The 25,498-nt window shown below is 65.4% G+C and carries 27 protein-coding genes; 8 read left to right on the top strand and 19 right to left on the bottom strand.

Annotated features, from left to right (window positions below; genetic code table 11):
- The first annotated feature begins 132 nt into the window (after positions 1-132).
- The 4 genes from B7X49_RS07300 to B7X49_RS07285 are packed head-to-tail and all read left to right on the top strand — an operon-like array spanning position 133 to position 1,696.
- Positions 133-372 (top strand): hypothetical protein, encoded by a 240-nt coding sequence (locus tag B7X49_RS07300; RefSeq protein WP_286704071.1) that lies wholly within the window; start codon positions 133-135, stop codon positions 370-372.
- Complete coding sequence (soxY, locus tag B7X49_RS07295) at positions 369-896, top strand: thiosulfate oxidation carrier protein SoxY (protein ID WP_286838810.1); 528 nt, start codon at positions 369-371, stop codon at positions 894-896. The genes B7X49_RS07300 and soxY overlap by 4 nt, the downstream gene beginning before the upstream one ends.
- A gap of 12 nt (positions 897-908) precedes the next feature.
- Positions 909-1,220: a thiosulfate oxidation carrier complex protein SoxZ gene (soxZ, locus tag B7X49_RS07290; protein ID WP_029313805.1), complete on the top strand. Its 312-nt coding sequence runs from the start codon at positions 909-911 to the stop codon at positions 1,218-1,220.
- Positions 1,221-1,231: 11 nt separating this feature from the next.
- Positions 1,232-1,696: a hypothetical protein gene (locus B7X49_RS07285; protein WP_286704069.1), complete on the top strand. Its 465-nt coding sequence runs from the start codon at positions 1,232-1,234 to the stop codon at positions 1,694-1,696.
- A 97-nt stretch (positions 1,697-1,793) separates the two neighbouring features.
- Here B7X49_RS07285 and B7X49_RS07280 read toward each other — a convergent pair whose 3' ends face one another.
- The 5 genes from B7X49_RS07280 to B7X49_RS07260 all read right to left on the bottom strand — a co-directional run bounded on the left by B7X49_RS07280 (position 1,794) and on the right by B7X49_RS07260 (position 7,516).
- On the bottom strand, positions 1,794-2,753 hold the full coding sequence (locus B7X49_RS07280; RefSeq protein WP_286704068.1) for a transporter: 960 nt from the start codon (positions 2,751-2,753) through the stop codon (positions 1,794-1,796).
- Between the two features lie 167 nt (positions 2,754-2,920).
- On the bottom strand, positions 2,921-4,402 hold the full coding sequence (locus B7X49_RS07275) for an ATP-binding cassette domain-containing protein (RefSeq protein ID WP_286704067.1): 1,482 nt from the start codon (positions 4,400-4,402) through the stop codon (positions 2,921-2,923).
- A 2-nt stretch (positions 4,403-4,404) separates the two neighbouring features.
- Positions 4,405-5,325 (bottom strand): branched-chain amino acid ABC transporter permease, encoded by a 921-nt coding sequence (locus B7X49_RS07270; protein WP_286704066.1) that lies wholly within the window; start codon positions 5,323-5,325, stop codon positions 4,405-4,407.
- Positions 5,326-6,201, bottom strand: coding sequence for a branched-chain amino acid ABC transporter permease (locus B7X49_RS07265; protein ID WP_029311625.1), 876 nt, complete (start codon positions 6,199-6,201; stop codon positions 5,326-5,328).
- Between the two features lie 79 nt (positions 6,202-6,280).
- On the bottom strand, positions 6,281-7,516 hold the full coding sequence (locus B7X49_RS07260; protein ID WP_286704065.1) for an ABC transporter substrate-binding protein: 1,236 nt from the start codon (positions 7,514-7,516) through the stop codon (positions 6,281-6,283).
- A gap of 303 nt (positions 7,517-7,819) precedes the next feature.
- Here B7X49_RS07260 and B7X49_RS07255 point away from each other — a divergent pair, with 303 nt between their 5' ends.
- The 3 genes from B7X49_RS07255 to B7X49_RS07245 are packed head-to-tail and all read left to right on the top strand — an operon-like array spanning position 7,820 to position 10,448.
- Positions 7,820-9,226, top strand: coding sequence for a type II and III secretion system protein family protein (locus B7X49_RS07255; protein WP_286704064.1), 1,407 nt, complete (start codon positions 7,820-7,822; stop codon positions 9,224-9,226).
- 5 nt (positions 9,227-9,231) lie between these two features.
- Positions 9,232-9,642: a hypothetical protein gene (locus B7X49_RS07250; protein WP_286704063.1), complete on the top strand. Its 411-nt coding sequence runs from the start codon at positions 9,232-9,234 to the stop codon at positions 9,640-9,642.
- Positions 9,639-10,448 carry a tetratricopeptide repeat protein gene (locus B7X49_RS07245; RefSeq protein ID WP_286704062.1) on the top strand — a complete coding sequence of 270 codons (810 nt, stop codon included), beginning with the start codon at positions 9,639-9,641 and terminating at the stop codon, positions 10,446-10,448. Before B7X49_RS07250 ends, B7X49_RS07245 begins: the two co-directional genes overlap by 4 nt.
- Before the next feature lie 59 nt (positions 10,449-10,507).
- Here the strand turns inward: B7X49_RS07245 and B7X49_RS07240 are convergent, their stop codons facing one another.
- The 7 genes from B7X49_RS07240 to B7X49_RS07210 are packed head-to-tail and all read right to left on the bottom strand — an operon-like array spanning position 10,508 to position 16,837.
- A complete protein-coding gene (locus tag B7X49_RS07240; RefSeq protein WP_286704061.1) occupies positions 10,508-11,467 on the bottom strand; it encodes a D-glycerate dehydrogenase in 960 nt (319 codons plus the stop codon).
- Positions 11,464-13,083: a molybdopterin-binding/glycosyltransferase family 2 protein gene (locus tag B7X49_RS07235; protein ID WP_286704060.1), complete on the bottom strand. Its 1,620-nt coding sequence runs from the start codon at positions 13,081-13,083 to the stop codon at positions 11,464-11,466. Before B7X49_RS07235 ends, B7X49_RS07240 begins: the two co-directional genes overlap by 4 nt.
- Positions 13,080-13,766 carry an XdhC family protein gene (locus B7X49_RS07230; RefSeq protein ID WP_286704059.1) on the bottom strand — a complete coding sequence of 229 codons (687 nt, stop codon included), beginning with the start codon at positions 13,764-13,766 and terminating at the stop codon, positions 13,080-13,082. The genes B7X49_RS07235 and B7X49_RS07230 overlap by 4 nt, the downstream gene beginning before the upstream one ends.
- Complete coding sequence (locus B7X49_RS07225; RefSeq protein WP_286704058.1) at positions 13,763-14,086, bottom strand: XdhC family protein; 324 nt, start codon at positions 14,084-14,086, stop codon at positions 13,763-13,765. Before B7X49_RS07225 ends, B7X49_RS07230 begins: the two co-directional genes overlap by 4 nt.
- Entirely contained in the window at positions 14,083-15,297 is a 1,215-nt protein-coding gene (locus tag B7X49_RS07220) for a VWA domain-containing protein (protein ID WP_286704057.1), read from the bottom strand. The genes B7X49_RS07225 and B7X49_RS07220 overlap by 4 nt, the downstream gene beginning before the upstream one ends.
- Positions 15,294-16,196 carry a MoxR family ATPase gene (locus tag B7X49_RS07215; RefSeq protein ID WP_286704056.1) on the bottom strand — a complete coding sequence of 301 codons (903 nt, stop codon included), beginning with the start codon at positions 16,194-16,196 and terminating at the stop codon, positions 15,294-15,296. The genes B7X49_RS07220 and B7X49_RS07215 overlap by 4 nt, the downstream gene beginning before the upstream one ends.
- On the bottom strand, positions 16,193-16,837 hold the full coding sequence (locus tag B7X49_RS07210; RefSeq protein WP_286704055.1) for a carbon monoxide dehydrogenase subunit G: 645 nt from the start codon (positions 16,835-16,837) through the stop codon (positions 16,193-16,195). Before B7X49_RS07210 ends, B7X49_RS07215 begins: the two co-directional genes overlap by 4 nt.
- Before the next feature lie 140 nt (positions 16,838-16,977).
- Between B7X49_RS07210 and B7X49_RS07205 the strand changes: the two genes are divergently transcribed.
- On the top strand, positions 16,978-18,219 hold the full coding sequence (locus B7X49_RS07205; protein WP_286838799.1) for a sodium:proton antiporter: 1,242 nt from the start codon (positions 16,978-16,980) through the stop codon (positions 18,217-18,219).
- Here B7X49_RS07205 and B7X49_RS07200 read toward each other — a convergent pair.
- From B7X49_RS07200 to B7X49_RS07170, 7 genes are all read right to left on the bottom strand, one after another.
- Positions 18,212-18,676, bottom strand: coding sequence for a DUF983 domain-containing protein (locus B7X49_RS07200; protein WP_286704053.1), 465 nt, complete (start codon positions 18,674-18,676; stop codon positions 18,212-18,214). The genes B7X49_RS07205 and B7X49_RS07200 overlap by 8 nt on opposite strands.
- 18 nt (positions 18,677-18,694) lie before the next feature.
- Positions 18,695-20,041: a sugar porter family MFS transporter gene (locus B7X49_RS07195; protein WP_286704052.1), complete on the bottom strand. Its 1,347-nt coding sequence runs from the start codon at positions 20,039-20,041 to the stop codon at positions 18,695-18,697.
- 58 nt (positions 20,042-20,099) lie between these two features.
- On the bottom strand, positions 20,100-20,735 hold the full coding sequence (gene eda, locus B7X49_RS07190) for a bifunctional 4-hydroxy-2-oxoglutarate aldolase/2-dehydro-3-deoxy-phosphogluconate aldolase (RefSeq protein WP_286704051.1): 636 nt from the start codon (positions 20,733-20,735) through the stop codon (positions 20,100-20,102).
- Positions 20,732-22,546, bottom strand: coding sequence for a phosphogluconate dehydratase (gene edd / locus B7X49_RS07185; protein ID WP_286704050.1), 1,815 nt, complete (start codon positions 22,544-22,546; stop codon positions 20,732-20,734). Before edd ends, eda begins: the two co-directional genes overlap by 4 nt.
- Before the next feature lie 27 nt (positions 22,547-22,573).
- Complete coding sequence (gene zwf, locus B7X49_RS07180; protein WP_029311642.1) at positions 22,574-24,073, bottom strand: glucose-6-phosphate dehydrogenase; 1,500 nt, start codon at positions 24,071-24,073, stop codon at positions 22,574-22,576.
- A 223-nt stretch (positions 24,074-24,296) separates the two neighbouring features.
- Positions 24,297-25,070 carry an SDR family NAD(P)-dependent oxidoreductase gene (locus tag B7X49_RS07175; protein WP_286704072.1) on the bottom strand — a complete coding sequence of 258 codons (774 nt, stop codon included), beginning with the start codon at positions 25,068-25,070 and terminating at the stop codon, positions 24,297-24,299.
- Positions 25,071-25,103: 33 nt separating this feature from the next.
- Positions 25,104-25,498: TOBE domain-containing protein (locus B7X49_RS07170; protein ID WP_286704049.1), on the bottom strand; the 395-nt coding region annotated here is incomplete at its 5' end.

Below are 25,498 nucleotides of genomic sequence, written 5' to 3'. Positions count from 1 at the left end.
GGGGAAAAGCCAGTTCGTCACGCTGGTGAATGTCAATGGCCGCCATGGCGGGGGCCACTAGCCCTAGTGGGTGTCTGAGTCAACCGGATAGGCACGGGTCGTTGATGCCGTTGCTGAGGTAGGGTGCGGTAAGTGCGTGAAGGAAGCACTTCTTTTTTGAAAAAAAGAAGCAAAAAACTTTCTTTAATTTGGGCTATGGGCATTTTCACTGGCACAGTCCTGGATCAAGAAACGTTTTTTGCTTATTTTCTGTTCACAAAAAAGAAGGCCTTGCATGACGTTGCTTTCATCGCTGCTCGCCAAGGCCCGCTTGCATCAAAAACTACAGTGGCGCATTCTAACCCGAATTATTCGTGCATGCCACGATCATGAAACGCCCAACGAAGCGAGGAAACATGGATTTCATCGGTCAGGTCATCGTCGTGGGGCCAAAACGGCGCGATGTTTTGCGCGCGGTCGCCGCCGGTACGGCCGCCGGCATTGCCCTGCCGCATTTGGCATCGGCGACTATCGCCCCACCCGCGGTTTCGAGCTATCCCGCCGAAGCCTTCCGCCAGACCGAGAAAAATCCGGCCCTGCAAGCCATGTTCGGCACCTCGACGCTGACCGATACTGCCGATGTCAGAATGGAAGCGCCCGATATCGCGGAAAACGGCGCGGTCGTGCCCATCACGTTCGATGCCAACCTGCCTGGCATTACCGCGGCCGGCGTGCTCGCGCTCGATAACCCGTTCATTCTCGCCTGTGCCTATAAAATCCCGGCCGGCACCAGCCCTGCAATCTCGAGCCGGATCAAACTGGCCAAAACGACCAACGTTATCAGCGTCGTACAGTCGAAGGGTCAACTGATGAGCACGTCCAAGCAGGTCAAGGTCACCCTCGGCGGCTGCGGTTGAAGGAGACCGGACATGGCTCATCAAATTTTGGTCCATGCCACGACATCGGGCGATACCACCACGGTCGAAGCCCTGATCAAACACCCGATGGACAGTGGCTTCGTCCGTGACAAAGCCGGCAAGATCATCCCGCCCCACTACATCGAAGTGATCGAATTCACCTGCCAGGGCAGAACCGTACTGACCGGCTACTGGGGGCCGGCGGTTTCGAAAAACCCGTTCATCAAATTCTCGTTCAAGGGCGGTAAGGCCGGCCAGCCGATCGGCATCGCCTGGGTCGACAACAAAGGCGAAACCGCCACCAGCACGGCCAATATCGTCTGACGCCGAGCAGCATGAACCGCCGCACCGCGCTGATCGCCACCGCCCTGATCGCCACCGCCCTGGTCGCGACACTGGGGATAACGCCTGGACGCGCCGATGCACATCCGGACAATGCCAATCCGTTCGCCACCCATAAGCTTGTGCTGCAACTGTCCGATGGCTCGATGGACAAGCAGCATGCCATCATCAGCGCCGCCAACTCGGTCCTGAAAGATTATCCGAATACCGTCTCGATCGTCGTCGTCGCATTCGGACCCGGCGTGCAGATCCTTTATGCCAACGCCCCCCTGCGCGAGGCGGTCGATAGTCTGGTTTCCCAAGGTGTCGAGTTCGATGTGTGCATGAACACGATCGACACCATCAAGCGCAAAACCGGCCACGCGCCGAAACTCAACCCGCACGCCACTCCGGTGCCGTACGGCATTCCCCGGATCATGGAGTTGGTTTCAGAGGGCTATATCCTCGTCCGCCCGTGACGACGGGCGGGGGTTAGGCGGCGCGATCCGGATCGCTCAGATCAAGGTGATAAATCACGCCACGGACCGCCGCCGGATGCGGCGGTCCTGGGTCTGATCAGAAGATTTTGGCGACCTGGGCGAGGAAGATCACGTTGTTCTTGACGCCGCCGCGCACGCGGACATCGGTGGTGAGCGAGACCTGTGCAGCGATGGTGGGGGCGAGGAAGGTGCCAGCGTTGACGCCGATGGTGGTGACGTCGTTACGATTGCCGGTGTCGAAATTGCCGATCGGCGAGGAGAGATAGGCCTTGCCGCCGATGGTCTGTTCGAAGCTCAGGCCGACGTAGCCGGCGGTCTGCGGATGGAAATAATAGGGCAGGTAGACGATGACCTGACCCGCCGCTTCGGTGTGGACGGTGGATTTGAAGGGCCCGATCGGCGGGCCGTCGCTGTTGTTGCCGTAGAGATAGCCATCGAGCCAGACTTCGAAGTCGAGTCGTTTGCCCTTCGGCGCGCCGAACAGGCGGTGGCCGAAGCCGACTTCGAAATTGTTGACGACCGAATTGCTGCTGGCGTTCAACGAGACGTTGCGATTGTACGCACCGACGGCGGGGCTGAAGAAGTAGGTGAAATTCAGATAGGCATCCTGCGTCGGGTTGCTGTAGGGGTAGATGAAGGCCGATAGCTGCGGCTCGGCAAAGCCCCCGTTATTCGAAAGGCTGGCACCGCCGACTTTGGTGTTACCGATGAAATTGACATCCGGCGCGATGATCTGGACGCCCCATTGTGCCCCGAACACCTGCCCGAACGTATGGACGAAGCGCATGATCGGCACATCGGTGACGACGCTCGTGTTACCGACCTTGGTGCCACCCGCGGTGTAGAAACTGTTGCCGGTGGTGACTTCGTTATACACGATCGCGATATTGACGTTAGGCGGCGGCGTGATCAGGTCATAGGGCAGCGGCCCACCGGCTTGGGCCGGCATGACCGCTGCACTCAGCGCGAGGAGCGCGCCGGCGGCGCCGACTGTGCAGATGGCGCGGCTTGCCAGGTTTTTGCGGGTTGATGTCATTGGACGAAGTCTCCCTTGGTCTGGAAATTGTTACAGCTTTATTTTTTGCGATTGTGCGGCCAGAAACCCCATAAGATCAACATGCTGCGTCGGTGAACTGTAATTCTGCGTCTGTTTTATGTCGCGAAGTGTCGTTTCTGCCACATAGACCTGACGCTTTGAGTTCATCATAAATAACCCGCACCGGCTTCATCGGCGAAGCGGGCGGGACTGCCTTGCCAGACCATGCGGGCATGTTCGAGGACATACACACGATCCGCGTGCGGCAGGGCGAAGGTGACGTTCTGTTCGCCGAGCAGCACGGTGATGTCAGTGGTTTCGCGCAAGCGTGTCAGCGCCTCCGATAACTGGCCGAGAATGACCGGCGCCAAACCTAACGTCGGTTCGTCAAGGATCAGTAAACGCGGCTTGAGCATCAGGGAGCGGGCGATCGCCAGCATTTGCTGTTCACCGCCCGACAGGGTGCGGGCGTGTTGTTCGCCGCGAGTCTTGAGGATGGGGAACAAATCGAACAGCCACGCGAGACGTTCGGCGCGTTCCTGGTCGGCGAAGCGCTGACCCGCGAGGGCGAGATTGTCGGCGACGCTCATGGCGCCGAACAATTCGCGGGTCTCCGGGCATTGCACGATGCCGCCGCGCGCGATGGCGGCCGGGGTTTCGCGGCCGCGCACCGCACCGTTCCAGGCGATCGCACCGCGAAACGGCACGAGGCCGGAAATGGCGTTGAACAGCGAGGTCTTGCCGGCACCGTTCAGCCCGACGACCGAGACGAATTCGCCTTCGTGGATGGTGAGCGAAACATCGTCGAGCGCCTGGGCCTTGCCGTAGAACAGGCTGATGCCGCGCACATCGAGCAGCACCTTGCGCGCCGCGATGTCGGCCTCCGGGCGTTCGTGGGTTTCGATGCCGCCGCCGAGGTAGACGCGGCGGACGGTTTCATCGCGCATGACCGCGGCCGGGCCGCCCTCGGCGATTTTTTCGCCGAGGTAGAGCGCGAGCACGCGATCGGCCAGGGCGGCGATGCTTTTGACATTGTGGTCGACCAGCATGACCGCCCGGCCCTGGTCGCGGAACCTTGTGATCAGCGCCGCGAAATCATCGACCTCGCCGCGGGTGAGGCCGGCGAAGGGTTCATCGATCAGCACCACCTGCGGGTCGCGCGCGATGGCTTTGGCGAGTTCCATCCGCCGCAGATCGGCGAACGGCAGCGTGGCGGGCATCCGGTCGAGCACGGCCGCGAGCCCGCATTCGGCGGCGATGGCGCGCGCGCGATCGACCGCGCCGGAGGGTGGGCGGAGCCGGTCGATCCGGTCCGGCAGCAGGCCGAGGAGGATGTTTTCGAGCACGGTTTGTAGGCGCAGCGGGCGGGAGTGCTGGAACACGATGCCGACGCCGGCGCGGGCGATCTCGTAAATGGGTTTACCCGCGATATCGGTGCCGTTGAGCAGGATGGCCCCGCTGGTGGGTTTCACCACGCCCATGATCATCTGCATGACGGTGGATTTGCCCGAGCCGTTCGGACCGATCAGGCCGAGGATTTCGCCGGGGTGGAGCGCGAAATCGAGCGATTTGACCGCGATCAACCCGCCGAAGCGCTTGTGGAGTTGGCTGACGACGAGGCGTGGCTCAGTGTTGCTGAGTTCGGACATGGTCATGCACCTCGGCGCGAGGGCAGCAGGCCGAGCAAACCGTCCGGCAGGATCACGATGACGATCAGGGCGATCAGGGCAACGACGAAGGTTGAGAGCTGGCCGATCGGGCGCAGCAATTCGCCGGCGACGATCAGGAAGATGGCGCCGATCGCGCCGCCGATGATGGTGCGCCGCCCGCCGAGCACGGCGGCGATGATGACGCGCACGCCGATCGAGACATCGACCACGGCACTGACCGAGGCGGTGCCGAGGTAGAACACCAGCAGCGCGCCGGCGAGGCCGGAGAACAGGGCGGAGATCGCGAAGGCCATGATTTTATGTTTGGTCGCGTTGAAGCCGAGCGCGGCGGCGGCGATTTTGTCCTGGCCGGCGGCTTGCAGGATCATGCCCAGCGAGGAGCGGGCGACGATGCTGAGCACCAGGCCGCTGATGATCATGAAAGCGAGCGCGTATTCATAATTGGGCCCGCTGTCGATCGAGAGCACGTCGGGCACCGAGAGGCCGATTTCACCGCCGGTGACGCCCGCGAAGATAACAATGGCCTGTTGCAGCAGCAGCACCGCGACCAGGGTGATCAGCCCGAGATAAGGACCGCTGAGGCGGAGTGCCGGAATGGCGAGGGCGACGCCGCCCGCCACCGCGACGATCGCGCCGATCAGAATGGCGAGCGGCACCGGCGCGTGCAGCAGGGCGTTGGCCATGCCCGCCCCATAGGCGCCGAGGCCGATCAGAAAGGTCGGCCCGAAATTGACCTCGCCGGCATAGCCGAACAGCAGATCCCACGACATCGCGAACACCGCGAAGTAAAAGGCCGTGGTCAGCACGCCGAGGATGTAGCCGTTGGCGCCAAGCGGCAGGGCGGCGAGGGCCAGAAGTATGATGATGAGCGGGATTGCGCGCCGCAGCGAGATTGTTCGCATCTAGCGCCGTCCCAGCAGCCCTTGCGGGCGCACGTAGAGAACAATGATCAGCAGGATCAGGGCCGGTACATCGCGCAATGACGGCGAGATGAGGTAGGCGGTGAGGGTTTCGATGTAGCCGACCACATAGGCCGCCATCAGCGTGCCAGAGACCGAACCAAGGCCGCCGAGCACGACGATGGTGAAGGCGCTGCCGGTCAGATCGGGGATATAGTCCGAGCCGGTGCCGAGGAAGCTGCCGAGCAACACGCCGGCGATGCCCGCGAGCACGCCGTAGATCAGCCAGACGACGAGATAGATGGTACCGAGCTCGAAGCCGAGCAGGGTGAGCGCGCGCGGGTTGATGGAGGCGGCGAGCAGGCGCTTGCCGATTTTAGTGCGGTTGACCAGCAGCCAGAGGCACCCCATCACCGCCCAGGCGATGATCGCGATCAGGAGTTCGTTGATTGGGGTGCGCACGCCGAGGATATTGATGGTGCCGGCGATCAGCGGTTTGACGGTGACCGGGCTGTTGGTGAAGGCGTAGGCCAGCGCTTCCTGGATCATCACGCCCCAGAGCAGCGTGGCGGTGAGGACGAACAATTCACGCTCACGCGGCGGGATGGCGCGCGAACGCTCGATCGGGCGGACGACACCGCCATAGGTGAGCAGGGACGCGACGATGGCGGCGCCGAGCCCGGCGAGCGCGCCCCAATAGGCACCGTGGCCGAGCGAAGTGCCGACGTACCAAGCGATCATCGCGGCAACCACCAGCAGGCCGCCATGGGCGAGGTTGAGCACGCCGGAGACGCCGAAAATAAGGGTGAAGCCCAGCGCGCCCAGAGCATAGAGCGTGCTGATCGCGAAGCCATCGATCAGAATTTGCAGTGCAAGCACGTGGTCCGCCCCCGGTCAGTCATCATGGCGATCATGCAGTGCCGCCGGCCCTCTGACGGGCCGGCGAATGACGGGAGGATCAGGATTTGGCGGGTAGCTTCACAAAGGACGGAAACGCGGGCTTGGCATTGGCAAGGTTGAGCGGCCAGATGCATTTCTGCTCACCCTTCTGCCACTGAACCGCGACGCCGGTGACGTATTTCGGGCCGTATTTCAGCGCGTGGGTGAATTTGTCGGACGGGCCTTCGAACGCGATCTGGCCCTGGGTGCCGACCATGTCGGTCTTGGCCAGTTGGTCGACGATGGGCAGCGGCTTGGTCGATTTCGCCCGCTCGATCGCGTCTTTCAATGCGTAGATCGCATCGAAGGTGGAATAGGCGGAATAGGCGGGCGAGATGCCGAATTTTTTCTGATAGGCATCGGTGAACGGCAGGGTTTTGGGCGTGATGGCCACCCCGGGCGCCGAGGTGTTGCCGGTAATGACGCCTTCGGTCGCGCCATTGGTGGCTTTCCAGAATACCGAGGAACCCGATTGCGCGTTGATGCCGGCCATCGCGATCGGCACCTTCTGCTCGGCCCATTGCACGGTGGGTTGCACGCCGACATGGGCCCAGCCATCAATGATGACGTTGGGGTGCAGGGCCTCGATTTTTTGATAGATCGGCGTGAAATCGGTCGTATTCGGGGCGAAGCGGATGTTGTCGAGCACTTTCAGGCCGGCGGTGGGCAGGCATTTGTCGTAGCCGGCGTCGAGCGGCTTGGTCCAGGCGGCGTCTTCGCTCATGACGACCGCGGTGGTCATGTGGAACTGATCGACCAGGGTCTGTTTCGAGGCGTCGCACACGGCGCGGGCGAGGTCGGCGGCGGGGAGATAGGCGTGGAAGATGTATTGCCGCGCTTTGTAGTCCGCGTGGACGTATTCGGACAATTCGTTGGCGGCGGCGCCGGTGATCATATAGGGCTCGTGCAGGCGGGCAGCCCAGGGTTCGAGCGCGAGCGCCACTTCACTGACGAAAGTGCCGACCACGGCAACCGCGTGATCCTCCTTGACCATGCGCTGGAACGAGCGAATCGCATCGGTGGTGGAGAGATGATCATCTTCGATGATCAGCTTGATCTGCCGGCCGTCGACGCCGCCGCTGGCGTTGATCTGATCGGCCGCGAGGGTGGCGCCATTGGCGATGGCCTTGCCCGGAATGGTGCCGAGTTCGGTGGTAATGCCGATGACGAGCGGTGTGGCCGCCTGCGCAACAGCGGTGGCGACCACCAATGATGCCGCGCTTGCCAGCAAGGCTGTGCATAGTTTTTTGGACATATTATGTCTCCCGTGTTCTTTTGGCGAGGATGGACGAAGCCCTCGTGCCCATTCATGCCATAGGTAGCGCAAACGGCAAGGGGGTATCGCGTGCTGTAACCCCGATCGCGTTTACGATGCTGCGGAATTTATCGGCGATCTCAATCAAATCTTAAGAACCGTCGGTTAAGGATGGCGATGCGGTGGATTGAGCAGGATCATTCCACGCCATGTTTAAGGGCAAAATGCTGTGGCAGTGATCGGGCAAAAATGGTCGGAGTCGCGCACGCGGGGCGAAATGGTCTTGGAGCCGGCGGCCGTGCGATGCTGAGGCGGTTGTTGCTGGCATCGGGCGCGGTTGCCGCGATGCTGGGCGGGGCGGCTCATGCCGAGCCGCAACATGAGCCCCCAATGGTTCGGACGGTGCGGACACCGGCGGCCGGGCAATTGGTGGTGACGCAGGGGAGCGGCCGGTTGGTCGGTCTGACCGGGGCGGCGAGCAACGTGTTCGTGGCGGACCCCAACGTGATCGCGGTGCGGCCGGCGAGTGCGCGAAAGCTGTTCGTGTTCGGCAAGGCGCCGGGTTTCACCACGTTGACCGCGACGGACCCCAGCGGCAAGACGATTGCACTGTATCATGTGGTCGTGACGCCCGATCGCTATCCGGCGGTGCGGGTGCGGGCGGAGGCGACGCAGGTTGCGCCGGGCGCCGCCGTGCGGGTGACCAGCGAGGCGAACGGGCTTGTGGTGCGGGGGACTGTGCCGACACCGGCGCAGGACTGGATGCTGATGAAGCGTGCCCAGCTTGCGGCCGGTACTGGGCAGACCGTGATCAACGAGACCGAGGTGCAGCAACCCCAACAGGTCGCGCTCAAGGTGCGGATCGCGCAGATGTCGCGCACCGTTACCCAGCAGCTTGGCATCAACTGGCAGAGTGCCGCCGGTGGTGTGGCGATCGGCAAATTCCTGTTCGGGTTTTCGACGCTCGGGAGCCTGCTCGGTCCATCGAGTGCCGCGGCACCGGTCGGCGGGTCGTTCAATCTGCAATTTCCGCAGAACACCGTGCCGATCGATGGCGTGCTCGACGCGCTGAACACCGATAATCTGGCACACATACTGGCCGAGCCCACTCTTACCGCCCTGTCCGGCCAGACCGCCAGGTTCCTCGATGGCGGGTCGTTTCCGGTGCCGGTGCCAGGGCAGAACGGCACGGTTACCGTTGCCTATCAGAAGTACGGCGTGCAGTTGAAGTTCAAACCGGTGGTGCTGAACAACGGCAGCATCATTCTCCATGTCGAGCCGACGGTCAGTTCGCCGACCACGCAGAGCTCGTTTCAAATTTCGGTCGCCGGCGAGGCGATCGTGGTGCCGTCGCTTTCGACCCAATCGGCTTCGACCACTGTGGTGATCGGCAGCGGTCAGACGCTGGCGATCGCCGGTCTGCTCGACAACAGCTCCAACCAGAGCGACAGCAGCCTGCCGGGCCTCGGCCAGGTCCCCGTGCTGGGGGCGGCATTCCGCAACGATAATTTTAACAAGCAGGAAGAAGAATTGGTCATCCTGGTCACACCCTATCTGGTCAAGCCGGTCGATGATGCGGCCAAATTCGAGACACCGGATAGCGGGTGGACCAGCCCCGATCAGGTTCAGCGCATCTTCCTGTTTCGCGACAACGGCACCGTCTCGCAGGAAACCCCCCTGCCCGGCGCCGCCGGCTTTGTGCTCCGGTGAGGCAAATGAACCCCATTCCCGCCATCACCGCTCTGATCGTTGCCGCGCTTGGCATGGGGCTGAGCGGCTGCAGCCAGTTCGAGCCGTTTCAACGCCAGGGCACCTGGCACGCAAATCGGGCGCCGATGCAGAACATCGCGATCGAACTCGCCAACCCGCGGGACCTGTATCGCGGCAGCGGCCGCCCGGTGTTGACCGGCAACATGGCTACCACCGCTATCGATTCCGTCACGAGCACAATTTCGAGCGCGTCATCGGGTGGCAGCACGGGCTCGACGACGTCGGGCAGCGGCAGCGCCGCAGGCGCGTCGAGCGGTGCTGCCGGGAGTTCCGGCGGTTCGGCCGGCATGGGCTCGGGCGGCATGGGTGGTGGCAGCACGGGCGGCGGCGGTATGTCGGGAGGAGCAATGCAATGATCGCGTCCATCAAAGCCCATCGTCACAGAGTCGCGCTCAGACCCAGCTTGGCAGGTCGCATCGCCGCGGTTTCGCTGATCCTGGGCCCGCTGGCGGCCTGTTCGAGCGGCGCACCCCTGAACGCGGCGCTGACCGGCAACCGGACGCTCAATATCGCCCGCACGGCGCTGGCCGGTGGTAATCCGCAGATGGCGCTGACGGTGACCAATGCCGTCCTGAAGTCCAATCCCGATGACAGCGAAGCACTGATCGATCGGGGTGACGCGTATTACCTCCTGAACGATTGCGTCAGCGCCACCGCCGATTTTCGCCACGCCCTGCGTATTTCGCCGCGGACCGCCACGGCCGAACTCGGCCTGGGGCGTTGCGCGCTGCCAACCGATCCGCGCACCGCCGCGACCGATTTTGGCAACGCCTCGCGCGATGCGCCGGGCGATGCGGTCGCGTTCAACGACGTGGGCATCGCGCGGGCCGACCAGAGTGAGTTCGGTGCGGCACAGGCGGCCTTTCGATCAGCGCTCGCGATCGACCCTTCGATGCAGGCGGCGTCGGTCAATCTTGGCATGAGCCTCGCCCTTGGCGGCAATCCCGCCCAGGCCGAGATCGTGCTGGGCCCGATCGTGCGCGGTCCCGGTGCGACGCCGCTGATCCGCGCGGATTACGCAACGTCCCTCGCCCTTGCCGGTCATCCAACCGCGGCGAACCGCATTCTGATCGCCGACATGCCGGCGGCTGAGGCCGAAGCGATGGTTGCGCAGATACTCAAGCTCCACGCGCTGCCCGCCGCGAAAGAGGCTGCGGGCTGAGCGGGCCGATGGGTTCGGCCAAGGTGAGTTCATGCGAAACGCGCGATCGACACGTCGGGTCAAACGACTCGGTGCGCCGGCTCGTCGCCTGTCAGCACGGCAGCGATACCGTCGAGCGCGAGCATCCCCATGGCCGCCCTTGTTTCATGCGTGGCACTACCGAGGTGAGGCAGCAGGACCGCGTTTTCGAGGGTGAGATAGCCGGAGGGGACGGCCGGTTCGGCGGCGAAGACGTCGAGTCCGGCGGCTGCGACGTGCCGGGAGGTCAGGGCGGCGATCAAGGCATCGTCATCGATGGTCGAGCCGCGGCCGGTGTTGACCACGATTGCGCCGTGCTTGAGCCGGGCAATGCGGGCGGCGTTCAGCCAGTGCAGGGTTGCAGGGCCGCCGGGCAGGTGGATCGACAGCACATCGCACGCGCCCAGGAATTCGATCTCGTCCGGATAATAGGTGGCACCTTGTTCCTGCGCGGCAGGCAGGTTGCGGCGATTGTGGTAGATCACCCGCATCGAGAGGCCCTGCGCCATGCGCGCGAGGGCCTGACCGATGCGCCCCATGCCGAGAATGCCGATTGTACGACCTTCCATGCTGGAGCCGAGCATGAAATCGGGGGTCCAGCCGCCCCAGGCGCGGGCGCGGATCAGGCGTTCGCCTTCGCCGGCGCGGCGGGCGGCCATGAGCATCAGGGTCAGCGCAATCTCGGCGGTGGCGAAGGACAGCACGTCCGGCGTGTTCACCACCGCGAGGCCGCTGGCGCGTGCGGCTTGCAGGTCGATATGATCGGTGCCGACCGAGAAGGTGCCGATCACTTTCACGCAGACCGGGATCTGCGCGATCACGCTGGCGTCGATCCGGTCCGCCGGGGTGACCAGGACGGCATCGGCGTCGGGCAGGGCTGCCAGGAACGCCTCGGCATCAAACGGTCCGATCATGTCGAGATACTGGGCGTGGTATTCGGCGGTTGCCCGGCCGACGACGGCCGGTGGCATTGTGCGGGTGATCACCAATCGTCGTTTCATGAGCCATCCTTCAGCGCTGCCAGCGCATCCTTGGTGTCGAAATCGCGCAATACCGCATCGTCGTCCATCGCCACTTCGGCAACCAGTTCGAGATTCTGCGCCAGGATCTGGCGGGCGCCGGCATCACCGTCGAGGGCAGCGATCGCTGCGAAGAAGCGCCGGTCCCAGAGCACCGGGTTGCCGCGCCGGCCGCGATGGGTCGGCACCACGATGGCGCGGCTTTCATCCGGATCGTATGCCGCGATCAGACGGTCGAGCGCCGTGGCATCGACCAGCGGCATGTCGCCCAGGCAGATCAGCGCCGCCGATACATCCTCGGTCAAGGCGGCGACGCCGGCTTTGAGGCTTTCCGCCATACCCTCGCCGAAACGCGCAGCGTGGACGAAGCGGAGGGTGCGTCCCGCGAGGGCAGCTTGCACGCGATCGGCCTGGTGGCCGGTGATCACGATCACCTCATCGGCGCGGGAGGCCAAAGCGTGATCGACCGTCATGGCGAGCAGCGCGCGCCCGTCCGGCAGGGGAGCGAGCAATTTGTTGGCGGGGGCGGCGCGCGAGGAACGGCCGGCAGCGAGCACCACGACGGCGATGCGCGGCGCGGCGGATGGCGCGGGGCGTGCGGCGCGCGGCGCCGGGCGCGGGGCGAAGTCCTTGAGCAGACCGCCGATGCCCATGCCGGCGATCGTCGCGTGATCGATCGGGACGCCGGCGAACACGCGGTCGAGCACGAAATCGATGCCGTTCAGTTTCGGACTGCGGGCGCAGCCGGGCAGCACGATGGCGGGTATGGCGCCGATGCGACCGAAACAGAGCAGGTTGCCCGGATCGACCGGCATGCCGAACCGCTCGATCAGGCCGCCGGCGGCAACGATCGCGGCCGGGGCGACATCGGCGCGGTCGGTCACCGCCGAGGCGCCGGCGATCAGGATCAGATCGGCTCCGGCGGCGCGCAACGCGGTGATGGCCGCGGTGATCGGCGCGGCTTCATGCGGCGTTTCGATCGGGTCGAGCAGGCGGCCGCCGCGGGCGAGCACGCGCCGACGGGTCGCATCGATCGTGTTGCGGATGGCGGCGTCCTTGAGTTGCGGCAGGCGGGACAGGATCAGGCCTGCGATCAGCGGCCGGAACGGCAGGATCGTGATGGCGGGCGTGTGTTCGAGGAGCGCGGTGGCACGGGCGAGCGTGGCGGCGGCGACGGCGAAGGGGATGATCTTGAGGGTTGCCAGCATGTCGCCGGCGGCGACCGGCACGGTATCGGCCAGCGTGCCGAGGGTAATCGCCTCGTCGATGCCGTTCAGCGCATCGATCGTCGCGGGGTCGAGGCGCAGCAGCCCGGCGACCGCGGCGAAGGCGTTCACCCGCCCGTGCACCGGCCCGGCGATCCGCAGGCCCGGGCCTGTGAGGCATGCGCCGAGCCGGGCGGCGGCGGCGGCTTCCGGCACATCGCCGGGATCGAGGCGTGCGACGATGATTTCATCATGCCCGGCCGCGCGCAGGGCGGCGATCAGGTCAGGGTCAAGGGTGGCACCTTTGGCGATCAGGCGGTCGCCGGTTTTGAGACTATGCGCCAGAATGGCGCCGGTCAGCGCATCGCTCAGCGGTGCCGGTCCGAAAATCACGCTTTGGTCGGCTTGCCGCGCCGCGCCGCGACCATCTGGGCGATGACCGAGAGGGCGATTTCGGGCGCGGTCACCGCGCCGATATCGAGCCCGACCGGGGCGCAGATGCGGGCTAGCGCCGCCTCGGTGAGACCGGCTTCGCGTAGCCGGTCGAGCCGTGCGGCGTGGGTTTTCCGCGAGCCCAGCGAGCCGATGTAGAACGCATCGGTCGCGAGTGCGGCGATCAGGGCCGGATCGTCGAGTTTGGGGTCGTGCGTCAGGGTGATGATGGCGGTGCGCGCGTCCGGGCGCAGGGCTTGCAGGGCTTCGTCCGGCCAGTCCGTTCGGGTGACGACGCCGGGGAAACGGTCGGCCGAGGCGAAGGCGCGGCGCGGATCGACCACGACGACATCGAACCCCATCGTGGCGGCGAGCGGCGCCAGGCTTTGCGCGATATGCACGGCGCCGACGATGATCGCGCGCGGCGCGGGGTTGCGGGATTCGATGAACCAATCTTCCGCGCCGATCGTGACCATGCCGGTCTTGTCGGCGGCGAGCATCGTGGCGGCTTCGAGCGCCAGGGCCTGCGGTGCGGCAGGGTCGGGCAGGATGAAGGCCGTACCATCGGGCAGGCGGGTTGCGAAGGCGACCGGGATGCGCTGGGCGGCGGCGGCCTGCAGGGCGTGGAGGTGTTCGGCTTTCACGCCAGTTTTTCCACGAACACCGAGACCTTGCCGCCACAGGCGAGGCCGACCTCCCAGGCGCGTTCGTCGGTGACGCCGAAATCGAGCACCTGGGGCGTGCCGGTCTCGATGCTGCGCTGGGCGGCCTCGGCCACCGCACCCTCGATACAGCCGCCGGAGACCGAGCCCGCGATCCGGCCCGATTGCGTGACCGCCATCCGGCTGCCGGCGCGGCGGGGCGAACTGCCCCAGGTACTGGTGACGGTGGCGACCGCCACGGCCTCGCCCGCCGCCAGCCAATTGGCGGCGATCGTCAGAATATCCTCGGAATCCATGGTCATGTCCGTCCTTCCCACAAAGCGGCCGCTTGCAGCCGGGGCGGTGCGGCGCTCGACAGCGCCGTGACCAGCCCCCGCAGGCTCGCGAGATTATGCACCGGCCGAAACTCATCGACATAGGGCAGCATCGCCCGCGCGCCTTGCGATTTCGGCGCAAATCCATCGTAGCGCAACAGCGGGTTGAGCCAGATGACGCGGCGGGCCGAGCGATGCAGGCGCGCCATGTTCTCGGCGAGGCCTACCGCGCCGTCACGGTCCAGCCCATCGGTGACCAACAGCACGACAGCACCCTGCGCCAGCACGCGGCGGGACCACAGGCGGTTGAATTCGCTCAGCGCCTCGCCGATCCGCGTGCCGCCCGACCAGTCCGGCACCAGGCTGGCGACCTGGGCGAAAGCGATTTCGGGGTCGCGGCGCGCGAGTTGACGGGTGATGTTGGTCAGGCGGGTGCCGAACAGGAACACCGTGACGCGGTCGCGATCGTTGGCGACGGCGTGCAGGAAATGCAGCAGAATCTGGGCGTAGCGCGCCATCGAGCCGGAAATGTCGCACAGCACGACCAGCGGCGGCGGTTTGGTGACCGGCACACGGCGGGTGATTTCGAAAATCTCGCCGGAGTGGCGCAGCGCCTCGCGCATCGTGCGCTTCAGATCGACCCGGCTGCCGCGCGCGGCGACGCGGAAGCGGCGGGTGCGCCGTTCATCGAGCGGCAGGCTGAGCCGGCCGATCGCGGCCTTGGCTTCAGCAATTTCAGCCGCGCTCATCGCCTCGAAATCGAGGGTTTCCAGCCGTTCCTGGCCGGAGGCGGTCAGGATGGCGTCGATCTGCCGGGGCTGGTCGGGTTCGGGCGGGCGGTCGCGCGGCTTGGCGGTGGCCATGGCTTCGGCGAGGCGGCGGGCGCCGGGGGGTGCGCGTTCCTGCGAGGCGGCGCGCCCGTCCATTTGCGCGAGCAGCGCCTCGAACGTCGCGGCTTCGGGGTTGCGCCAGAACACCGAGAAGGCCTGGTCGAACAGGGCGGCATGTTCGTGGCGGCGCAGCATGACGGCGCGGAGGGCCGCGTGCATCACGCGGCGGTCGGTGATGTCGACATGGGCGAGTGCCGTGGCGGCGGCGACCATTTCGCCGGGGCCGACCGGCAGGCCGGCCCGGCGCAGCAGGCGGGCGAAATGCATCACATTGGACGCCAGCACGCCGTTGGCGGCGGGGACGTTCATGCGGCGCGGACTGCCTCCCCGGTCAGCCGGGCGGCGACCTCGCCGCGCACCTTGGCGATATCGTCCTGGTATTTCAGCAGGGCACCGAGCGTATCATCGACCGCGCCGGGGGCGAGTTCGGTTTCATCGAGGGCGGCGAGCGCCGAGGCCCAATCGATCGTTTCGGCCACACCGGGCAGTTTGAAGATGTCGGTGGTGCGGATGCTCTGCACGAAGGCGACCACCTGGGCCGAGAGCAGGGCGGGCACGCCGGGCGCGCGGGCGGCGAGGATGGCGCGTTCGCGCGCGGCATCGGGGTAGTCGACCCATTGGTAGAGGCAGCGGCGGCGGATCGCGTCGTGGACTTCGCGGGTGCGGTTGGAGGTGATGATCACGATGGGTTTGGTGGTCGCCGCGATGGTGCCGAGTTCGGGGATAGTGATCTGGAAATCGCCGAGGATTTCGAGCAGGAACGCCTCGAACGGTTCATCGGCGCGGTCGAGCTCGTCGATCAGCAGGACCGCCGGCGGCAAAGCGGGGTCGATCGCCGAGAGCAGCGGGCGGCGAAGCAGGAAGTCCGGCGCATAGAGGTTCTGGCGCAGTGCCGTGCGGGACTCGCCCGACGTTTCGGCGAGGCGGATTTCCATCAGCTGGCGCGCGTGGTCCCATTCATAGGCGGCGGCCGCGAGATCGAGCCCCTCGTAGCATTGCAGGCGGACCAGGCGGCGACCGAGCTGGGCCGCGAGCACCTTGGCGATTTCGGTCTTGCCGGTGCCGGGTTCGCCTTCGAGGAACAGCGGTCGTTCCATTGCCAGCGCCAGATGCACGCTGGTCGCCAGCGCCCGGTCGGCGATGTAGTCGCCACGGGCGAGGAGAGCGGCGGTTTCGGCAACCGAGGCCGGCAACGGGATTGCGGTCATCCGATGAATTTGGCGATGACGATGGCAACCACAACGATCGAAATGATCAGGGGTATCCAGATTCCGATCGGCAGGCCGGCGATGACCGGGTTGCTGCGGTCGTAGCCATCGGCGGCGGGGGCGTGGGCGTGGTCGTGATCGGCCATGGTATCCTCATGCGCAGGGTGGTGGGGCGCTGCCGCCGGCAGCGGGGCGGCGACGGCGGGGGCGACCAGTTCGGAGAACCGGGTGAAGAAGGTCTCGGCGTAGGATTTCGCGACCGAATCGATCAGGCGCGCGCCGAGCTGCGCCATTTTGCCGCCGATCTGGCCGTTGACCTGGTAGTGCAGCGCGGTGCCGCCGGGGGCATCCGAGAGTTGCACCTTCGCGCCGCCCTTGGCGAAACCGGCCACACCACCCTGCCCTTCGCCGGAAATCGTGTATGAGTTCGGCGGATCGAGGTCGGCCAGCGTGACCTTACCGTTGAACCGCGAAGAGATCGGGCCGATCTTGGCGCTGACGGTCGCGGTCATTTCAGTATCGGAGAGTTTATCGATGGTTTCGCAGCCCGGGATGCAGGCTTTCAGCACTGCCGGATCGTTCAGCGCCTGCCACACCGTCTCGCGCGGTGCCGCGATCAGCCGTTCACCAGACATATCCATCAGAGGGACGCTCCTTCATCGAATTCGACCATGCCGGCCGTGTTTAGTTTGACCGTCGCGGCGGCGCAAATCAGCCGGGATGTGAGACGACATTGCGCGCGCACGACGCAATGACAAGCCTTGCCGGTGCGATACCATCCATGCTGCCGTTCATCGGGACGCTGCTCAGCTTTGCGCTGCTGCCGGGGCTGGCACCGCACCTGTGGCACCGGCGGATGGTGTCGATCACCTTGTCGTGGGTGGTGCTCGGCCTGGTGCTGACTGCGGTGCGCACGGGGCCGGTGGCGGCGCTGGGCGGGCTGTGGGTGGCGACGGTGGGTGATTTCCTGCCGTTCATTGCGATCCTGATGGCGCTGTACACGCTGGGCGGCGGCGTGCTGATCGCGGGCGGGCCGTGGGGGCGGCCGGCTGGCAATGTGCTGCTGCTGGCGATCGGCACCGTGCTCGCCGGGGTGATGGGGACGATCGGCGCGGCGCTGCTGCTGATCCACCCGCTGCTGGCGGCGAACGGCGCGCGGCGCGAGCGGCGGCATCTGGTACTCGCCTTCATTATTCTGGTGGCGAACGCGGGCGGGGCGCTCAGCCCGCTGGGCGACCCGCCGCTGTTGATCGGGTTTCTGCGCGGCGTGCCGTTTTTCTGGCCGACGCTGCATCTGGCGTGGCCGATGCTGGTGATCGCCGTACCGGTGCTGGCGCTGACCTATGGCATCGACCGGCGGCTGGCGACGCGCGAACCGGTGGCCAAATCAGAGCGGTTGCGCCTGCGCGGCGGGTTGAACATTGTCCTGCTGATCCTGTTCGTGGGCGCGATCACGCTATCGGGGCTGGTGCCGGGGCCGATGCTGGCGGTCGGGCCGGCACGGTTGCCGGCGGCACAGGTGGCGCTGACGCTGCTCGCCGCGATCGTGACGCTGATTTCCGACCGCAGCACGGCGGTGAGCATTCGCGCGCGCAACCGCTTCGCCTGGGCGCCGATGGTGGAAATCGCGGTGCTGTTCTTTGCGATTTTCGCGACGATCCCGCCGGTGCTGCATCTGCTGCAAACGGCACCGCTCGGGCGAAATCCGGCGCTGTGGTTCTGGCTGGCGGGGCTGTGTTCGGCGTTTCTGGACAGCGCGCCGACGTATTTGATGTTTTTCCAGGCGGCGGGTGGCGATGCGGCGCACCTGATTATCCCCCCTGCCCGGCTGCTGACGGCGATTTCGGCGGGATCGGTGTTTTTCGGTGCGGTGACCTATCTGGGCAATGCGCCGAATTTGATGATCCGGGCGATCGCGGCGCGGCGCGGGGTGCGGATGCCGGGGTTTTTCGGCTATTGCGCGGCGGCGGGGTTGGTGCTGGCGCCGCTGCTGATCGTGCAGACCATCCTGTTCTTTATCTGACCGCGGGGTTCGGGTCGTCCGGCCCGATTCCCGAGCGGATCAGGTCGAGCTTCATCATCATGGCGAGCACGATGCCCTTGATCGGGCGTTGCAAGGAGAGTTGCAGCACGATCGCCAGCGGGATGAACACGATCAGCGAGGTGGTGTAGCGCAGGCCGCCGTCGCGGTCCGCGATCAGCAGTCCGGCGCCGATGATCGCAAGGCCGATCACGATGGTGAGGTAGGGCGGCAGCGTGTCGCACGGCACCAGGCCGAGCGGGGCATCGCAATGCGGGCAGCGGGCGCGGATGACGAACCAGTTGGCGAAGGCCGAGGCCTGGCCGCAGGCGGGGCAGCGCATGGCGGCACCGCGCGCGAGCGCCCTGCCCCACCCGGGCATGGTGAAGGTCGGCACGCGGGACGGCGGACGGCGCGACCAGCGTTGCGCCGGCAGGGTGAGTTTCGGGGGGATGGTCATCGGTCTCTCCGATCGGGGTCAGGCCGTCAGGGCGGCTTCGCCATCCAGCGCCGCCTCGATATCCTCTAGGCTGCGGCCCTTGGTTTCGGGCACCAGGAACCAGGTAAAGATCAGGGTCGCCAGCGTCATGGCCGCGTAGATCAGGAAGGTCGGGCCCCGGCCGAAACCGTGCACGAGGTCGAGAAAGGTGATCGAAACCAGCATGTTGAAGCTCCAGTTGGCGATCGTCGCGAGCGACATGCCGCGGCCGCGCACCGCCAATGGGAAAATTTCGGCGATCAGCAGCCAGAATACCGGACCGAGGCCGATTGCAAAAAAGGCGACATAGGCGGCGACCGAGGCGACCGTGACCCAGGCGAGGCCGCCGTGCAGGCCGGCCATGAAGCCGCCCGCGAGCACGATCAGCGTGACCAGCATGCCGGTCAGCCCGGTGAGCAGGAGGCGGCGGCGGCCGACCACATCGAGCAGGCGCATGGCCACCAGCGTCATGATCACATTGACCAGCCCGACGCCGGCGGTGGCCAGGATGGCGGCGGAAGCGGAGGGCAGGCCGGCTTTCTGGAAGATGGTGGGGGCGAAATAGATGACGGTGTTGATGCCGGTCACCTGCTGGAAAATGGCAAGGCCGATTCCGATGATCAGCGGGCGGCGGGCCTTGCTGGCGAACAAAGTGGCCCAGGGGGTGGTGTGCTGGCGGTGCGTGGCGGCATCGCGCTTGAGTTCGGCGACAGCGGCGGTGACATCGGTGCCGGCGCGGAGATAGCGCAGCGCCTTGGTTGCGTCATCATCGCGCCCCTTGCCGGCGAGCCAGGGCGGGCTTTCCGGCAGGGTCAGCATGCCGATGAACAGGACGATGCCGGGCAGCGCGCCGATGCCGAGCATCCAGCGCCAGCCTTCGGTGCCATGCGAGAGCAGATAGCCGACGCCATACGAAAGCACGATGCCGAGGGTGATGTAGAACTGGTTGATGGTGACGACCGCGCCGCGTTTGTCGGGCGGGGCGATCTCGGACAGATACAGCGGCGTGACCATCGAGGCGACACCGATGGCACCACCGACCAGGACGCGGCCGGTCAACAGGATCGGCACGCTCCAGGCGACTGCCGAGACCAGCGCGCCGGCGACAAAGATGAGGGCGGTGACCAGCAGCACGATGCGCCGGCCGAACCGATCCGACAGCACGCCGGCGAAGGCCGCACCGACCGCGGCGGCGGCGAGGGCGATGGCGACGACGACGCCCTGCATGGTCGCATCGAGATGGAACACGTGGCGGATGAACAGCAGGGCACCGGAAATCACACCGGTGTCGTAGCCGAACAACAGGCCGCCGAGGCCGGCCACGACGGCAATCAGGGTAAACCGCATCGCTTCTCTCCCTTTGACCGTCCTTGCGCGACGATCAGGGGGAAATGGCCAGTAGCACTTACCGTTTCAATGCCGCCGCTTCGGCCGCGAGCGCGGTGATGCGCCGCCAGTCGCCATCGTGCATCGCATCCGCCGGGGTGAGCCAGGAGCCGCCGACGCAGACGACGTTGGCGAGCGCCAGGTAATCGCGCGCGTTACCGAGGGTGATGCCGCCGGTCGGGCAGAAGCGGACATCGGTGATCGGCGCGCCGATGGCTTTCAGCATGGGGATGCCACCGGCCGGTTCGGCGGGGAAGAATTTTTGCAGGAGGTAGCCGCCTTCGAGCAGATGGAGAACCTCGGTCGGGGTGGCGGCACCGGGCAGGAACGGCACTTTGCTGCGGGCGGCGGCTTCGAGCACCAGCGGGCTGGACCCCGGCGAGACGACGAACTGGGCGCCGATTTCATCGACCGCGCGGTATTGCGCGGCGGTGAGCACCGTACCGGCACCGACCACCATGCCCGGCACTTCGGCCACCATCGCCGCCATGGCCGGCAGGCCCGCGCGGGTGCGCAGGGTGACTTCGACCACGCCGATGCCGCCTTCGAGCAGCGCGCGGGCGAGCGGGACGGCGTGGGCGACATCCTCGATGGTGAGGACCGGGATGACCGGCGAGATGGCGAGCAGTTCGGCGAGACGTCCCTGATCGATCATGCGAACACACTCGCGCCGACATCGGCACCGCCCACGGCGGCGCGGAAGGCGCCGAACAATTCGCGGCCGATGCCGTGATGGTTAACCGCCAGATCAACCTCCGGCAGGGGGCGCGCGGCGAATTCGGCCTCATCGACCAGCACGCGCAGGACACCGGCGGTGCAATCGAGCCGGATCATGTCGCCGTCGCGGAGTTTGGCGAGCGGGCCGCCGCGCGCGCATTCCGGCGTCACATGGATGGCGGCGGGGATCTTGCCGGAGGCGCCGGACATCCGGCCGTCGGTGACCAGCCCGACCTTGAAGCCGAGATCCTGCAATACGCCGAGCGGCGGGGTGAGTTTGTGCAGCTCCGGCATGCCGTTCGCCATCGGGCCCTGGTGGGTGACGACGGCGATGAAATCGCGGTGCAGGTCGCCGGCCTTGAAGGCGGCTTGCAGCTCCTCCTGGCTGCGGAACACCAGGGCGGGCGCTTCGACGATGCGATGCTCGGGCTTGACCGCCGAGATTTTGGCGACTGCCTCGCCGAGATTGCCGTGCATGATCTTCAGCCCGCCGTCGGCGCTGAACGGCGCTGTGGCATCGCGCAGGATGGCGGCGTCGGCACTGGCGGCGGGGGCGGGTTTCCAGCGCAGGACACCATCCTCGAGGCTGGGCTGGTCGCGATAGGCCGCCATGCCGTCACGGCTCCAGACCGTGCCGGCATCGCCGTGGAGCAGGCCGTGGTCGAGCAGTGAGCCGATCAGGACGGGCATGCCGCCGGCGGCCTGGAACTGGTTCACATCGGCCGGGCCGTTGGGGTAGATGCGCGTGAGCGAGGGCACCACGTCCGACAGATCGGAGAAATCATGCCAGTTGATGTGGATGCCCGCCGCGCGCGCCATGGCGACCAGGTGGATGGTGTGGTTGGTGGAGCCGCCGGTCGCGAGCAGGCCGACCATGCCGTTGACCACGGCGCGTTCATCGATCATTTCGCCGGCCGGGGTGAATTCGTTGCCGCGCGCCGTGATTTCGAGAATACGCCGCGATGCCGCTTCGGTCAGCGCGTCGCGCAGCCTGGTGTTGGGATTGACGAAGGAGGCGCCGGGCAGGTGCAGGCCCATGATTTCCATCAGCATCTGATTGGAATTGGCGGTGCCGTAGAAGGTGCAGGTGCCGGGGCTGTGGTAGGAGGCGGCTTCGGCTTCGAGCAGTTCGGCGCGGCCGATTTTGCCTTCGGCGGCCAATTGGCGGATGCGGGATTTTTCGGTGTTGGAAATGCCCGAGGGCATCGGGCCGGCGGGGACAAAAATCGACGGCAGATGGCCGAAGGTGAGCGCTGCAATCACCAAGCCGGGGACGATCTTGTCGCACACGCCGAGCAGCAGGGCGCCATCGAACACATCATGCGAGAGGGCGATAGCGGTCGCCATGGCGATAACATCGCGCGAGAACAGTGAGAGTTCCATGCCCTCGCGCCCCTGGGTGACGCCGTCGCACATCGCGGGCACGCCGCCGGCGACCTGGGCGATGCCGCCCGCCGCGCGCACGGCGGTTTTAATGATGTCGGGGAAGCGCTCGAACGGTTGATGCGCCGAGAGCATGTCGTTGAAGGAGGTGACGATGCCGATATTGGGTTTGTCGTCGCGCTTCAGATCGGCCTGATCGGCCGGCGAGCAACCGGCGACGGCGTGGGCGAGATTGGCGCAGCCGACGGCGCTGCGGTGGACGCCGCGCTTGGCCGCAGCTTCGATGCGCGCGAGATAGGCGGATCGGCCGGGGTGGCTGCGCTCGCGGATGCGGTCGGTCACGCGGACAATTTTATCATTCAGCATGGCTGAGGCTCGCTTTCTAACATCAGGTCAGTCGCCGGGAAAATCGCCGGCCTGTTCGTCGAACCATGTGCGATTGTCGCGCACGATCATGGCGATCGCCTCGGAGGGACCCCAGGTGCCGGCGGTGTAGAGTTTTGGCCGTTCGCCGGAGTTTTTCCAGGCATCGAGAATGCTTTCGGTCCATTCCCAGGCGGCTTCGACCTCGTCGCGGCGCATGAACAGGGTGGCGTTGCCGCGCACCACATCCATCAGCAGACGCTCATAGGCATCGGGCAGATGGCCTTTGAAGGTTTCGGCGAAGCTGAGGTTGAGCGGGGCGTTGCGCAGGCGCAGTCCGCCAGGGCCGGGCTCCTTGGTCCACAGATGCAGGCGGATGTGTTCGTTCGGCTGCACGCGGATGACGAGGCGGTTGGGCTGGGCGTGATCGGAGCCGGTCGGGAAAATCCAGTACGGCACGGGCTTGAACTGGATGACGATTTCCGAGACTTTTTCCGGCAGGCGCTTGCCGCTGCGCAGATAGAACGGCACGCCGGCCCAGCGCCAGTTTTTCACCTCGACCTTGAGGGCGGCGAAGGTTTCGGTGGTCGAGCCGGGGACGATGTCTTTTTCATCGGCATAGGCTTTGACCGGTCCGCCGTTGATGGCGCCGGCGCGATACTGGCCGCGCACGGTCTTGGTCGAGATTTCATTTTGCGTGATGGGGGCGAGGGATTTCAGGACCTTGATCTTTTCATCGCGCACCGCCTCGCGATCGAGCGTGGAGGGCGGCTCGATCGCGACAAGGCAGAGCAGCTGCATCAGATGATTCTGGATCATGTCGCGCATCGCACCGGTGTGGTCGTAGTAACCGCCGCGTTCTTCGACGCCGACGGTTTCGGACACGGTGATCTGGACGTGGTCAATACCGTTGTGGTTCCAGACCGGCTCGAACAGCGAATTGGCAAAGCGCAGGACCAGAAGGTTCTGCACGGTTTCCTTGCCGAGATAATGGTCGATACGAAAAATATTGCGCTCTTCGAACACGGCACCGACGCGGTCGTTGATTTCGCGGGCGGAAGCGAGATCGTGCCCGATCGGCTTTTCGAGCACGATGCGGGTTTCCGGCGTTTGCAGCTTGTGGGCGTGGATGTTGTCGGCGATGGTGCCGTAGAGTTCCGGCGATGTCGCGAGGTAGAACACGCGGATGGCGCGCGGTTCGTGGTTGAGCAATTTGGCGAGATCGGGCCAGCCGCGGGCGGCCGTGGCATCGCACGAGATGAAATAGAGCCGGTCGAGAAAGCGCTTCAGGACGGTCTTGTCGAGCGCATCCGGCCCGACGAATTCCTCGAGGCTTTTTTGGACCAGTGTCTGGAACGCCTTGCGCGTCATTTCCGCGCGGGCGGAGCCGATGATGCGAGAGGTTTCCGGCAACTGCCCGTCAAGATCGCGGTGGTAGAGGGCGGGGAGCAACTTCCGTTTTGCGAGATCGCCGGTGCCGCCGAAGACGATGTAGTCGAACGGCTCGATGATCGGCTGGGAGAAATTCATGGATCAAACCTATTCGAAACTGTGACCATGATTATAGGGCGGCGGAAGGGGTAACTCAACTCGGGCGGGTAAAGGAGGCAGGAAAGTCTTCTTTTTTGTGAACAAAAAAGAAGCAAAAAAAACTTTGCTAATCTGGGCCGGTGCCCGTGAAACCGCCCGTGCCCCAGGGTCGGAAAGTTTTTTGCTTCTTTTTTTCAAAAAAGAAGTCCTTCCTCGCTATCCTTCACCAGACGCAATAACCGCCATCAGCCAGCACGATCGACCCCGTCATCAGGCTCGACGCCTCCGAGGCGAGGAACAGCACGACCGAGGCGATCTCATGGGTCTGACCGACCCGGTGCATCGGCGTCATATCGAGCCAGATGCGGTTGAGGTCTTCGTCTTCCATGCCGAAGCGGGTCAGCGGCGTGTCGATATAGGTGGGGGCGACGGCATTGACGCGCACGCCGCGGTCGGCCCACTCGCCGGCCAGCGAGCGGGTGAGGTGATGCACGGCGGCTTTTGAGGCGTTGTAGAAACTCTGCTTCTGGGGCTTGTTGGAAATGAAGCCCGACATCGAGCCGATGTTGACGACAACCCCGCTTTTGCGCGCGAGCATGGCTTTGCCAAACGCGCGTGCGCAGTAGAACGTGCCGTTCAGATTGACGTTGATCACGTCGAGCCAATGCTCGTCGGTGGTGTCTTCGGCGGCGGTGCCGGAGCGGGCGATGCCGGCGTTGTTGACCAGGATATCGATCGATCCAAGCTTTTCGTTGAGCGATGCCGCAGCCTGGTTCACGGCGGCGCTGTCGGTGACATCGAGCACGATGCTTTCGGCAGAGTAACCGAGTTTCGCGAGCGAGGCCTTGCCTTCTTCACAGACCGTCGCATCCCGATCCGCGATCACGACATGGGCGCCGGCCTCGGCAAGGGCGGTGGAGCACGCGAGACCGATCGCACGGCCGCCGCCGGTGACGACCGCATTACGGCCCTTGAGATTGAATTTTTCGAGATACATCATCGCTCCTCTGGTTATCAAACTCGTCTACGTTCAGTGCAGATGAAACTCACGCCGCAGCAACGCCTTGCCGTCCGGCCCGAACAGCACGGAGCGATCGCCTTTCGGCGCCATGGTCACGGCATCGCCCATGCGGACGCCTGCCAGATCATCGGCCTTCACGATCATCTGCTGTCCGTCTGGCCGCTTGACGTAGACCAGCGTTTCGTTGCCGAGATGCTCGACGAAATCGGCAACGCCGCCGATTGGGCCGTCCGACACCAGCGCCGTATGTTCGGGGCGCATGCCGACGGTGACCCGCGTGCCAGGGGCAACCGCAATACGATCGCCCATGACAATGACGTTGCCCGCATCGTCGAGTTTGACCTCGACGTGCTGGTCATCGCGTGTGGTAACGACGCCTTCGAGCAGGTTCATCTTGGGTGACC

The organism is Acidiphilium sp. 34-64-41 (genome assembly GCF_002282635.1).
GTDB lineage: Bacteria > Pseudomonadota > Alphaproteobacteria > Acetobacterales > Acetobacteraceae > Acidiphilium > Acidiphilium rubrum.
The sequence above is the reverse complement of the archived record's forward strand: the minus strand, read 5'-3'. Positions and strand labels throughout refer to the sequence as shown.